A 12,521-nucleotide genomic window follows, 5' to 3' on the forward strand; every position below is an offset into this window, starting at 1 on the left:
TGCCACTGCCCCCGACCGGCCGCACGAGAGCACCGCGGACCTGCCCGACGACTTCGTATGGGGCGCAGCGACCGCCGCGTACCAGGTCGAGGGCGCGGTCGCCGAGGACGGCCGCTCGCCCTCCATCTGGGACACCTTCAGCCACACCCCCGGCAAGGTGGACGGCGGCGACACCGGAGACGTGGCCTGCGACCACTACCACCGCTGGCCCGAGGACGTGCGCCTCATGCGCGAGCTGGGCCTGGACGCCTACCGTTTCTCCCTCGCATGGCCGCGGGTGCTGCCCGACGGCGGCGGACAGGTCAACGAGCGGGGCCTGAGCTTCTACGACCGGCTGACCGACGCGCTGCTGGAAGCGGGCATCACCCCCTTCGCCACCCTCTACCACTGGGACCTGCCGCAGATCCTCCAGGACCGGGGAGGGTGGCCCGCGCGGGAGACGGCCGAACGGTTCGGGGAGTACGCCGCGGTCGTCGCCGCCCGGCTCGGCGACCGCATCCGGCACTGGGCCACCCTCAACGAGCCGCTGTGCTCGGCCTGGATCGGGCACTACGAGGGCCGGATGGCGCCAGGGCTCACGGACATGACCGCCGCCGTACGCGCCTCCTTCCACCTGCACCTGGGCCACGGGTACGCGGTCCAGGCGCTGCGCGCCCACGCACCCGGCGCCCGCATCGGCCTGGTCAACAACCTCACCCACTGCGAACCCGCCACCGAAGAACCGGCCGACGTCGCCGCGGCGCGGCGCTCCGACGGGCACGTCAACCGCTGGTGGATGGACCCGGTACACGGCCGCGGCTACCCCGCCGACATGGTCGAGTTGTACGGCACCGAGCCGCCCGTCCAAGGCGGCGACCTGGAGACCATCGCCGCCCCGCTGGACTGGCTCGGCCTCAACTACTACTTCCGCAACGTCCTGCGCGACGACCCGGAAGGGTCCTTCCCCCGGGCCCGGCCCGCCGCACTGCCGCAGGGGGCACGGGTGACCGGTATGGGCTGGGAGGTGCACGCCGAAGGGCTCACCAGGACTCTGCGCCGGATGACGGACGACTACGGCGCCCGCTGCCTCTACGTGACCGAGAACGGCGCCGCCTACCCGGACACCCTCGGACCCGACGGCCAGGTCCACGACCCCGAACGCGTCCGCTACCTGGAGGAGCACCTGGCGGCCTGCGGTCGCGCCGTCCGCGAAGGCGTACCACTGGCCGGGTACTTCGCCTGGTCACTGCTGGACAACTTCGAGTGGGCGTACGGCTACGCGCAGCGGTTCGGTCTCGTCCACGTCGACTACCGAACGCAGCGCCGCACCATCAAGAGCAGTGGGCGTCGCTTCGCCGGCCTCGCGTCGGCGCACCGGGCGAGGGAACGGAGGGCGGCCTGACGCACCGCGTCCCTCGGCACGGGGGCAGCCTCCGGTCGTCCGGCACCCGACATGTTCGGCCGGTCACGTCCTGGGAGCGCGCCACGCCTGCGGGCAGGACGGGCGTGCGGGCAGGACGTGCGTGCGGCCAGGACGGGCGTGCGGGCAGGACGGGCGAGGCGCTCGCGGTCACGCCGGGTGAGAACGCGCGGCGGGGCGCGCATGTTCGACCTGGCGGCGGACGCGGTCGCAGCTCTTGGACAGCAGGCGGGAGACGTGCATCTGGGAGATACCGAGTTCCTTGCCAATGCGCGACTGGGTCATGTCGCGGAAGTAGCGCAGGTAGAGAACCTTGCGTTCCCGCTCGGGCAAGGCACGCAGACACGGTTTGACCGCCTCGCGGGCGACCACGGTGTCGAAGCCGGCCTCCTTGCTGCCGAGCGTGTCGGCGAGGGAGAAACCGTCGTCGGAACCGGTGGTGGCCGCGTCCAACGAGAGGCTGCGGAAGCTGTCCATGGCCTCCAGGCCTGTGGCCACCTCTTCCTGGGTGAGGCCGGTGTGCTCGGCGATCCGCTCGGCCGAGGGCGTGTGGTCGTCCGCCGCAGTGGTCAGTTCACGGACGGCGGTCCGTACCTTGTTGCGCATCTCCTGCACGCGGCGCGGCACGTGGACGTCCCAGGTGTGGTCGCGGAAGTGACGGCGGATCTCGCCGGTGATGGTGGGCACGGCGAAGGGCACGAACGGGGTGCCCTGCGCGGGGTCGTAGCGGTCGATGGCCTTGACCAGGCCGAGGGCCGCCACCTGCTCCAGGTCTTCGAGGATCTCGCCGCGGTTGCGGTACTTGGCGGCCAGCCTCCGTGCCATCGGCAGCCACGCCTCCACCAGCCGGGCGCTCAACTCCTCACGCTCGGGGCCGTGAGGGAGGGTGGCCAGGCGCCGGAAGTCCTCGGCGGTGTCGGGGGCGTCGTTGTGGCTGTGACGGGCTCGCTGGGGCCGGTACCGAACGGCAGACATGGAAACTGCCTCCTTGCGGTGTCGCTGACACGTGGACCACCGCGGGAGCAGCGGCTCGGGTGACACACCCGGGGCGCCGTGAAACGGTCGCCTCCCGCGGATGTGCCTGTCCTCCCAAGCACGTGGTCAGCCTCCTAACCGGCATGTCGTCCCGCAAACCTCACAGGCCCACAGCGGAAACCGGCTTCGGCCGTTCGTCTTCTGCGACGGGCGCGACGCCGCACGGCCGTCCGAGAGAGCGTCCACCTGTCCGCAACCCTCACGCACCCGCCCGGCCACCGAGCACCGACCGCCCACCGACCGGGCCACCGGGCCGGGGGAGAGGCCGGCCGGTTAGCGTGCCGGGGCGGAGGTGAGGAAACGGCCGATCTCGTGCGCCACGAGTTCGGGCTCGTCCAGCATGGACAGCACGTACGCGCCAGGCACTTCGGCGTACTGCCCGGCCGGAAGCAACCGCGCCAGACGGCGGCCGTGCTCGGGGGGCATCACGCGGTTCTCGGGCGACCACAGGACGAGGGCCGGGCCTGCGAACCGGCGCAGCGCCTCGGTGTCGCGTACGAGTTCCGCCTTGTCGAAGGCCCCGCGGCAGTAGGCGAGCATGTCGCGCCGGACGCCGGGATCGCGGAGGAGTGGTTCGGTCCAGCCACGCATCAGGTCGTCCGGCACCGGGCGGCGAGCCATCTGTCCGAACAGCATCGGTTGCCTGCGCATAGCGCCGACGCGCAGTTGGCGGGCGGCGAACCGGAGCCCGCCGGGGACGCGGGCAGCGAGGGACACCATCGTGCCGGGCAGGCCGGGCGGAAAGTTGTCGAATGCCTCGCACGGGAGGATCACCTGCCGGGCGACGCGTTGGTCCCGGCCGTGGGCCGTGAGAAAGAGCGCCCCGCCCCAGTCGGTGTGCACCAGGGTCACCGCGTCCAGGGCGAGCGCGTCGAGGAAGTCGGCGACGAGGTGGACCTGGCCGCGGAGGGTGAGGTCGGCGCCCGGTTTCATCGGCAGCCGGTGGGACCCGAGCGGCAGTACGGGGCGTACGTAGGTGAATCCGTGCGGCAGCAGGGGCAGGACTCGATCCCACACCGTGTGGTCCATGAGCAGCCCGTGGAGCAGGACGACCGGCGGGCCCGATCCCACTGTGTCGTACTCGATGAGACCAGCGGGTACCTCGACTTCGCGCACAGCAACTCCCGGTAGAACGGTCTCTCTAGAGTGACCGTTCTACCATGGACGTATGAACACCGACGAGCGGATCGCGCTGGCGATGGCGGAACTGCTGCGCAAGCAGGGCTACGCCGCCACGGGCGTCAACCAACTCGCCCGCGCCGCGGGTGCACCCACCGGCTCCCTCTACCACCACTTCAAGGGAGGAAAGCGCGAGATCGCGGCGGTCGCGCTGCGGCAGACCGGAGCCGCGTACATCCAACTCCTGCCGTTGGTGCTCGACGCCCACGACGATCTCGCGTCCGGAATCGAGGCACTGTTCGCCGCGGCGGGCGAGGACATGCGCGACACGGGTTGGGCCAACATGTGCCCGGTCGGCACGGTCACGGCCGAGACCGCCGACACCGAGCCCGAACTGCGTGAGGTCGCGGCCGAGGTGATGGAGACCTGGGTCGACGTGGGCGCCCGGTACTTCACCGCACGCGGGCTGGGCGAATCGGACTCCCGCACCGTCGTCTTCGCCGTGCTGACCGCCCTCGAAGGAGCGTTCCTCCTCGCCCGCGGGCTGCGCTCGACCGAGCCGTTCGTGGCCACCGGGCGCACGATCGCGACCTATGTCGTGTCGTTGCGCGACGCGCAGGCGCGGGCCAGGACGGACGCCGGGCCGTGAAGCCTGCTCCCGGGGCCCCGGAGCCGACCGGCACTCCTGCGTGGCGCGCCCTCCGTCTGACCCCGCCGGCGTGGAATCCCACCAGACACCAGACGCCAGACGCCAGACGCCAGCGGACCCGCGCCCGTCCGCACGGCGCGGGTCCGCTCCCCCTGTCATCGCTGGGCGCCTCCTCGGCCACCGCCGGTCTCGAAGGCGCGGACCGCGACCAGCGCGTCCTGGTCCGCCACCGCACGAGCGCGCACATAGCGGGCGCGGGTCCCCTCGGGTGGACGCGCGGTCACCTCCTGCGTGTCGTGGAAGGAGGCGAACCGCGTCCAGTGCGCGCCATCGGCGGAGTATTCCAGCACGCCCCGCTCGATGATGTCGTCCTCGGCACCCGGTGCGCCCATCGCCAGCCGGACCCGCCCGAGCGGGCGGGTGTCGCGCAGGTCGATCCGGACGTACGAGCCCCTCTCCATGGGGGTCTTGTTCCAGTACCAGGTGGCGTCGTCGGCGTCGGTCATACGGAGCGGGGTGTGCTGCTGGTGGGTGCCCATGTCGGTGGAGGCCTTGGGGCGTGGCGTCCGGCCGAGCAGCACGTCGTGCGCGGCGACGGCGTCGTCGACGAAGCTGTCGAGTACGCCTTCGCCGACGACCGCCGGAATCCGTTCGCCGTCGATGTCGACGTACCTGTGCGACTCCGCCCGCCGCACGAGCCGGGGCAGGTCGCGCCGCAGCTGCCGCGCCCGCTCGCCGTCACCGTCGCGCGCGGCGGTCAGCATGCGCAGGGCGGCGAGGTCCGCCCGCGCCCAGTCGCGAGCGGCGCCGAGCCAGGGGCCGGTGTCGCGCAGGAAGCGCCGGTCGGGCAGCGCCTTGTCCAGCACGGCCGGAGCATTCCGCAGACGCTTGAGCGCCGCGTCGAGACCGGCCGCGGCACGCTCGCCGCGCCAGTAGTCGCGGACGGCGGTGCGCAGATCGGGCCCCTGCCGCTTGTCGAGGAGGGAGGAGTGGTTGACGTCGGCGAAGGCACGCAGCGCGCGCTCCACGCGCCTGTTGCCGCCGGAGAGTTCGCGTATCGAGGCGGCCCACGACGGACGGGGGCGGTACGCACGCGAGTTCCACGTGTAGTCGGCCACCGTCCCCAGCGCGATCTTGGAGGCGGAGGGCTGGATCATCGGATTGGCGACGATGCCTTCGAGGTGTTCCGGCAGGTCCTCGCTGCGGCCGGTGTACGGGCCGAGGAGCAGCCGGTCGGTCGCGTAGTCGTTGACGGGATAGTTGTCCCACAGCACGACCGGGTGGCCGAAGGCGGCGCGGGCTTTCCTGGCCTGCGCGGTGGTCACGGACGGCGAGACGACCTCGGAGCCCGTCCACTGCACGGTCACCTCCGGGGAGAGTCGCCCGGCCAGCTCCTTCTTGTACGGTTTCGGAGCGGTGCCCGCATACTCGGTGGGTACCATCTGCAGCGGCGCGGCGCCCGGGTGGGCGCCGAAGAACTCCCTCTGGACCGTGTTGACGAGGTGGGCCTGCGCCCTGGCGGCTGCCGCCCCTCCCGTACCGAACCTCTTGGCGTCCTCGGGGCAGTTCCACTCGGTGTAACTGATGTCGTCGAGCGGGATGACGAAGGTGCGCACGCCGATCCGCCACATCGACTCGAACTTCTCGGTGAGTGCTGTGGCGTCCGCCGTGGAGCTGTAGCAGACGGACAGGCCGGGGGAGAGGGCGTAACCGAAGTCGACGTGCCGGGCTTCGGCCCTCTCGACCAGCTTCTCCAGGTCCGCCAGTCGCCGTCGCGGATACGGGTCGCGCCACCGTTCGCGCAGGTAGGGATCGTCCTTGGGCGAGTACAGGTAGGTGTTCAGCTTGTGCGCGCCGTAGTAGTCGAGCTGGTCCAGTTGGGCGCCTTGTGACCAGGCGGTGCCGTAGAAGCCCTGGATGACCCCCCGCGACCGCGTCGAGGGCCAGTCCCGTATGGCCAGCCCCCGCACTCGGGTGCCGGGGTGCCGGCTCGCGGGCAGGATCTGGCGCAGTGACTGCGCGGCGTAGTAGGTGCCGGTGTCGTCCTCGCCCGCGAGGACGATCCGGCCCGCGGAGCGCCGCGAGCCGCCGCCCAGCGTGAGCGCGTAGCCCTCGCCGCCCAGCCCGCGCGGCGCGTCTTCGCCCATGTGGACGGTCAGTTGGCCGGCATGGTCGGCGTGTTCCGCCTGGGTGGTCACGACGCGCTCTGTGCCGGCCGCCCGCAACGCCTGCCGGACGGCCTTCAGCGCCGGGCCGTCCGGATGGTGTCCGGTCACCACGGTGACCGTCCTGGTCACGGTGGCGAAGTCGCGGCGCTGCCAGGTTTTTCGCGGTGTGGGAAAGACGGCGCCGGGATCGCGTATGTGCGCGGAGGGCGTGGCGGACGTCGCGGACGCTGCGGACGCTGCGGACGGCCCTGGTGGCGGGGCGGGGGACCAGCCGGTCGTGGCGACGGCGAGTGTGAGTGCGAGAGGGAACACCAGTCGGGCGGGGTGCATGAGACTCCTGCGTGCGGGGTTGGTGGCACGGTGCCGCGGCCAACCGCGCAAGAGGCTGGCATCGTTCCCATGCGGGACGCATGGGGGAACGTAACCACACGCGGTGGCAGCGTCAACGCCCGTGGCCTGACCACTCGCGCATCGGCGACGCGCCCGTCTGCGGCTCGCCGCACACCTGTCGCCCCACTGCCGCCGACGACCTCCGCCCCCGCCCGTTACCTGCCGGAGGGAAACCGCGAAGTGCGGTGGTGCCCCGGGAGAACGGGACCCGGGGCACCACGGGCGCGTCAGACGCCGAACGCGGCGGGGTAGCGGATGGTGCCGGTGGGGAGGGGGCGGCTCGCGTCGAGCGCCATGGCCATCATGGCTTCGTCGGGCACCTCGAAGGGCGCACGGATGCCGAAGCGGGAGGCGCGGGTGAAGCCGAACCTCGGGTAGTAGTCGGCGTGCCCCAGGACGACGACGAGGTTCTCCCCCATGGTCCGTGCGGCGTCGAGGGCGGCGCGGATGGCGGCGGACCCGGCGCCGGTGCGCTGGAACGACGGCAGTACCGCACAGGGCGCCAGGGCGAGGGCGGGTTGGCCGTCGACGTGGCAGCGGGTGAGCAGCGCGTGTCCGACCGGGGTGCCGTCGGGAGCGGTGGCGACCATGGACAGGCCGTCGATCCACGCCTCCGGGTCGGCGCGCAGGGTGTCGACGAGGTCGGCTTCCTCGGCGGTGGGGAAGGCCGCGAGGACGATGCCGCGGAGGGCGGAGACGTCGTCGATGGTCTCGGGCCGGGTGGTCCACGTGGTCATGGTGGCCTCGTTCGCGTCGTTGTCGTGGGGGCGCAGGATGTAGGCGGCGTAGTGGTAGTCGCTGCCGTGTTCGCGTCGCATGGTGAGCTCCGTCCGGAGCGCGGCGAGTGCCTCCGGCATCCCGGGCTGCTGCGGGTCTGCTCGGGGAACGCGCTGGGTGAGCGGGGTGTAGTACTCGTCCCACCAGTCACTTTCCGGCAGTGGCCAGTGCGCGCTCAGGTGGTAGCCGGCGGCCTGTGCGGTCCCGGCGTTCGCGGCGTGATCACGCAGCGGATAGGACGCGTCCCAGTAGGCGCGGACGGCCGGGGCGGGGTCCGGCACGGTCCACTCGGCCTCGGTGACGACGAGGACGCCGCCGGGGGCGAGCAGCCGGTGCCACGCGCGCAGAGCCGTGCCGAAGCCGGCGATGTAGGCCGAACCCTCGGCCCAGATCACGTCGAAGCTCTGATCGGGGAACGGCAGCCGGTCCATCGAGCAGTTGAGGAGGCTGACCCGGTCGCCCAGGCCTCGGTGTGCGACTTCGGCCGCGAGGCCGTCCAGGAACGGCTGGTGCAGGTCGACGGCGGTCACGTGCGCGCCGGCTTCCTCGGCCAGCAGCAGGGTGGAGCGGCCGGGGCCGCAGCCGACGTCCAGCACCCGCGGGTGCTCGGGCAGCGGCCCGGCAGCCGCCAGCATGCGGCGCGCAGTGGCGTCCGAGCCGGGCCCCTGGCGGGGCAGGTCGCGGTGCAGGGTGAAGAACGCCTCTGTCACCGGGTCGGTGCCGGAGGCGTGAGGAGGAAGTGATCGAGACAACGTGGAGACCCTTGAACGGGGGCCCCGATGAGCACGGAGTGCTGCCTCCCGCAAGCCCGCCAGGGCTCGCACGGGGGTATCAGCGTCAGGTCAGACCGGAGCCCGGGACGTGAGGATGGCCCGGTGGGCACTGCACACGGCAGTGGCCTCTACGGCAGTCATCAACTCATCTCCCCATCAAGCTCCGCAGCCGACCCGGTTGTCGCTGGGCCACCAACGGTAACACGCGCCTCGCCCCGCAGCAGGCTCCTTTGTGCAGGCCCCAGCCGCCTGGGCCGCCGAGCAGCGGCGTGCGACTCGCGCCCCCGGTGGCGGGCGGGCGCGGAACACGGCAGGTGGTCGCCTCGCGAGAGTCCGAGGAACGGGCACGCCCGCCGCGACCGGCGCGAGCCCGCCCGCCGTGTGGGCGGCACACACCATGAACCATGTGTGTGACCCACACCTCGGGCATACGGAACAGCCGGATGAGCCATGAGTTTCCGCTCGATCGCGGGCCTGGCTGTGCGTCAGTCGACGAATGGCCGTGTCCCTGGGCGACAAAGGCGCGCCTCCAGGGACGGACGAACATCAAGCGGTCTCTATTCGGCCTTGCCGCCCTGCTCCTCGGTGGGCGCCGCGGCCGTCGACGCGCTCGGAGTGAGTGTGGTGTAGAAGACCGAACTGCCCTGCTTGGAGCGCTGGGCGGCATTCCTGGCCACCAGGTTCTCCAGGGTGGTGCGCACGACAGTGGTCTTCACGGTGCGGTCGGAGTGCTCCTTGCCGAGAGCCGCGGCGATTTCCGCCGCCGAGCGCGGCTCGTTCTGCTGCTCCAGGTGGGTGCGGACCAGTTCGACCAGGGTGGGCTGTGCCGTCTTCGCAGCGGGCTTCTTGGCCGACTTCTGGTTCGGCTTCTGGTTTGGCTTCTGGGCGGACTTCGGTGCTGACTTCGGCGCGGCCTTCTTGCCGTCCGTGTCGGCACTCTTCTTGGCCGTGTCGGCGCCAGTGGAGCTGCTTTGCGTCGCCGTCGCCGCCGCACGCGTCCGCTTGCGCTTGGCGGGCTCGCGGGCCGGCTTCTTCCGGGGGGACGGCACGGCAGCGGTGTCCTGCGGCGCGGCAGGCGCCGCTGTCACTGTCACTCCCAGGGCCTGCTGCATGTTCAGCAGAATGGTGTGGTCGCGCTGCAAAGCGGCCAACCGCTCTTCCATTGCCGCGATCTCGGCGGTGAGGCGTTCCTGTTCAGTCGTGTTGTGTTCGAGGTCTTCGGCCAAACGTTCGGTGTACTGCGACGTGAGGTCGGCGGGAGTGGTGGTCTCGGTCATGGCGTGTGCCTTTCCAGAATCGGGATACGGCGAGTGGGCCTGTACGCAGGCAGGAGAAGACGGGGGCACCTCATGGGTGGCGCGGACACCGCCGCACCACAGTGTGCTGTGACTTCTACACCATGCTCGGCCCTAGAGATAGTACGGCCGGGCAATGCCAGTTGTTCCGCGGGTGGTGATGTCGACACACCGCGGTGGTTCCCTTCTCGCTTCCCCACACGCACGCCAACGTCGATTCTTTCGGTTACGCCTTACCGTGCCGACCCTCGAACCCGGACACTCACGGGGCATGTGGCAAGCCCGCAACATGAGCCCGGCACACGTCACTTCACCACCTCATGTGCCGCTTGAGGGGCCGCCCCGCACAGCCGGTATCGCGACGACCCCCGGGTCGGTCACTCGGCGGCGGTGGCGCTCAGCATCGGGACACGGGCGGCCCGGCGGGCAGGGGCGACGGAGGCGAGAACACCGATCAGGGCCGTCGCGGCGACGAAGGCGGACAGTTGGGCCCATGGCACGACGAGCGTCAACCCGCCCTGACCGAGTACCGCCGCCGTACCGATGGCGAGGCCGGACGCCAGCCCGAGGAGGCACCCGAGCAGCGCGATGACCAGTGCTTCGAGTCGCAGCAACGGACCGACTCCGCCGCGGTCGAAACCGATGATCCGCAACAGCCCGAATTCCCGGACACGTTCGTGGACGGCCATACCCATCGTGTTGACCACCCCCAGGGCGCCGATGACCACGGTGATGCTGAGGAGCGCGTAGACCTGGACCAGCAGCGGGGCTGAACCGGCGGCGACCTCGGCCCGCACGTCGGCGCGGTTCTGGACGAGGAGCGCGGGGTTGTCGAGCGTCTCGCGGATCTGTGTGCGCAGCGCGTCGGTACGGCCCGGCGCGGCGTCCACCAGCACGGAGTCGATGCGGGGGCTGCCCTGGGCCGCGGTGGGCCTGGGCAGGCCGCGTGCGGACACGAGGGCGGGCGTCAGGGTGTCGGGTCCGTCATAGAGCGCGACGACCGGCAGAGAGGTCCGGTTGTCGGCGCCGTCGAAGGTGCCGGTGACGCGGGTGCCCAGCCGCCAGCCGCGTTCCCGCGCGGTGTCGGTGGTGACGGCGATGCCGTGGTCGAGACGGTCGAGGGAGCCCGCACGGACGGTCAGCGGCGCCACGTCGCGGATGGTGCCCGGATCGACGCCCGTGACGGCCAGGCCGTCGCCGTCCACGGGGACGAGCGCGGCACTGACGAGAGGGCTGACGGCCTCGGCCCCGGCCACCTTCGCCACCCGTTGCGCGGTGCCAGGGCCGATCTCACCGAAGTCGACGGCGGTGATGCGCAGGTCCGAGGTCATACGGGCGGCGGCCTCCTGCTCGCCGTGGCGGTTGACCGCGGTGATGGCCATGGTGAGGGCGCTGACCATGGCCAGCCCGATCATCAAGGTGGTCACGGTCGCGGCTGTGCGGCGCGGGTTGCGGCGGGCGTTCTCCACGGCCAGGGTGCCGCGCACTCCGGCGAGGCGTGTCAGCGGCGTACGCAGGACAGCGGTGACGGCGAGGGCCAGCAACGGAGTGAGCAGGATGAGTCCCAGCAGGAGGACAGGAGCGGCGAGGAAAAGAGTGTTCTGGTCCTCCGCCGCGACGGTGAGCAGAAACACGCCGACCGCGGTGACGGCCGTACCGGCGGCGCTGCGGCGGCGCAGTGGTGATGGGCCCGTACCTTCACCTCCCGCCCGCAGCGCCGCGACGGGCGGAGCGGCACCCGCGCGACGGGCAGGAAGATAGGCGGAGACCACGGTGACGCCGATACCGACCCCGAACGCCGCGAGCGGGGCGGTGACGGAGCCCAGCCGCAGCGGCACCGCCGGCCCGCCGCCGTCCCCCGTGACGCCGAACACGGTGTTGAGCACCTCGGCGACGCCGATGCCCAGCACGTAGCCGACGGCGGAGGCGAGCGCGCCGATGAGGAACGCTTCCGCGAGGACCTGCCTGGTCACCTGACGGCGTGTGGCACCGACGGCGCGCAGCAGCGCGTGTTCGCGGGCGCGGGCGGCGCTGAGCATGGTGAACGTGGTGGCGATGAGGAACGTCGAGACGAAGAGGGCCACCCCGGCGAAGCCCAACAGCAAGGTGGTGCGTTTGTCGCCGCCGCTCAGTGCCGCGGCGGCGGCGTCGTTCTGCGCACGGGTGGTGACGTCCGCGCGGGCGGGCAGCGCCGCGGCAGCGCGCGCGGCGAGTTCGGCATCCGAGGTGCCGTGCGCGGCGGTGAGGCCGATCTCCGCGTAGGCGCCGGGCGCGGGCGCCAACCAGCGGCGCGCGGTGCGCGGGTCGAAGGCGGCCAGAGTGCCACCGGTCGCCGTACGCGGATCGTCGGAGGCGAAGACACCGACGAGCCGTACGGTGCGGGCGGTCCCTTCGACGACGACGCGCACCCGGTCGCCGACCCGGTGTCCGGCGCGTTCGGCGGCGCGCTGATCGACGGCGACCTCGCCGGCGGTACGGGGGCCGTGCCCGGCCGCCAGCGGGTGGTAGGGATCGTCGCCGTCGCGGCCGGGAACCCAGTTGATCCCGATCGCCGGCTGCCGCTCGCCGACGAGGGACCCGTCCTTGCCGACCAGGTGTGCGCTGCCCTCCACGGTGCCGCGGGCGGCGGCAGCCCCGGGCAGCGCACGCAACTTCCGCAGGAGCGCGTCATCGAGGCGGGTGCGCTCGCCACCGGACGAGCGCTCGGGTTCCATACGGACCAAGACGTCGGCCTGTGCGTCACCGCGGCCACGGTCCAAAGCCGCGGCGGCGGACTGACTGTAGAGCAACGAGCCCGTCACGAAGGCCACACCGAGTACGACAGCGAGGCCGGGCAGGAGGAAACGGAGCCTGTGGGTGGCGAGAGCGCGCAGTGCGGTGCGGAACATCGGAAGCGTCCTTCGGACGGGATGGGGC

Annotated in this window: 8 protein-coding genes; 2 read left to right on the forward strand and 6 right to left on the reverse strand. The window is 71.9% G+C overall.

The annotated features are described in order from the left end of the window. The first annotated feature begins 40 nt into the window (after positions 1-40). Positions 41-1,381, forward strand: a complete 1,341-nt coding sequence (locus AB8Z75_RS21310; protein ID WP_369204368.1) for a GH1 family beta-glucosidase — start codon at positions 41-43, stop codon at positions 1,379-1,381. 168 nt (positions 1,382-1,549) lie between these two features. On the opposite strand, the gene AB8Z75_RS21315 is transcribed toward AB8Z75_RS21310, so the two are convergent. Together AB8Z75_RS21315 and AB8Z75_RS21320 are read right to left on the reverse strand one after the other, a co-directional pair. Then, positions 1,550-2,374, reverse strand: a complete 825-nt coding sequence (locus AB8Z75_RS21315) for a SigB/SigF/SigG family RNA polymerase sigma factor (RefSeq protein WP_369204354.1) — start codon at positions 2,372-2,374, stop codon at positions 1,550-1,552. Between the two features lie 333 nt (positions 2,375-2,707). Continuing rightward, entirely contained in the window at positions 2,708-3,550 is an 843-nt protein-coding gene (locus AB8Z75_RS21320; protein ID WP_369204356.1) for an alpha/beta fold hydrolase, read from the reverse strand. A gap of 52 nt (positions 3,551-3,602) precedes the next feature. Here AB8Z75_RS21320 and AB8Z75_RS21325 point away from each other — a divergent pair, with 52 nt between their 5' ends. Then, on the forward strand, positions 3,603-4,202 hold the full coding sequence (locus AB8Z75_RS21325; protein ID WP_369204358.1) for a TetR/AcrR family transcriptional regulator: 600 nt from the start codon (positions 3,603-3,605) through the stop codon (positions 4,200-4,202). A 155-nt stretch (positions 4,203-4,357) separates the two neighbouring features. Here the strand turns inward: AB8Z75_RS21325 and AB8Z75_RS21330 are convergent, their stop codons facing one another. From AB8Z75_RS21330 to AB8Z75_RS21345, 4 genes are all read right to left on the reverse strand, one after another. Further along, positions 4,358-6,700 (reverse strand): beta-N-acetylglucosaminidase domain-containing protein, encoded by a 2,343-nt coding sequence (locus tag AB8Z75_RS21330; protein WP_369204360.1) that lies wholly within the window; start codon positions 6,698-6,700, stop codon positions 4,358-4,360. Positions 6,701-6,987: 287 nt separating this feature from the next. Further along, the gene (locus tag AB8Z75_RS21335) at positions 6,988-8,289 is read right to left on the reverse strand and encodes a GNAT family N-acetyltransferase (RefSeq protein ID WP_369204362.1); all 1,302 of its coding nucleotides are present in this window, start codon (positions 8,287-8,289) and stop codon (positions 6,988-6,990) included. Positions 8,290-8,867: 578 nt separating this feature from the next. After that, the gene (locus AB8Z75_RS21340; protein ID WP_369204364.1) at positions 8,868-9,587 is read right to left on the reverse strand and encodes a hypothetical protein; all 720 of its coding nucleotides are present in this window, start codon (positions 9,585-9,587) and stop codon (positions 8,868-8,870) included. A 395-nt stretch (positions 9,588-9,982) separates the two neighbouring features. After that, complete coding sequence (locus AB8Z75_RS21345) at positions 9,983-12,493, reverse strand: ABC transporter permease (protein WP_369204366.1); 2,511 nt, start codon at positions 12,491-12,493, stop codon at positions 9,983-9,985. Positions 12,494-12,521: the final 28 nt, after the last annotated feature.

Origin of the sequence: Streptomyces sp. PU-14G, from assembly GCF_041028275.1 — a bacterium.
In the GTDB taxonomy this organism is placed as follows: Bacteria; Actinomycetota; Actinomycetes; order Streptomycetales; family Streptomycetaceae; genus Streptomyces.

Excerpts from the sequence above, each read along its gene's own strand:
- AB8Z75_RS21345 (WP_369204366.1), bottom strand. The coding sequence starts at position 12,493 with ATGTTCCGCACCGCACTGCGCGCTCTCGCCACCCACAGGCTCCGTTTC.
- AB8Z75_RS21315 (WP_369204354.1), bottom strand. The coding sequence starts at position 2,374 with ATGTCTGCCGTTCGGTACCGGCCCCAGCGAGCCCGTCACAGCCACAAC.
- AB8Z75_RS21325 (WP_369204358.1), top strand. The coding sequence starts at position 3,603 with ATGAACACCGACGAGCGGATCGCGCTGGCGATGGCGGAACTGCTGCGC.
- AB8Z75_RS21330 (WP_369204360.1), bottom strand. The coding sequence starts at position 6,700 with ATGCACCCCGCCCGACTGGTGTTCCCTCTCGCACTCACACTCGCCGTC.
- AB8Z75_RS21340 (WP_369204364.1), bottom strand. The coding sequence starts at position 9,587 with ATGACCGAGACCACCACTCCCGCCGACCTCACGTCGCAGTACACCGAA.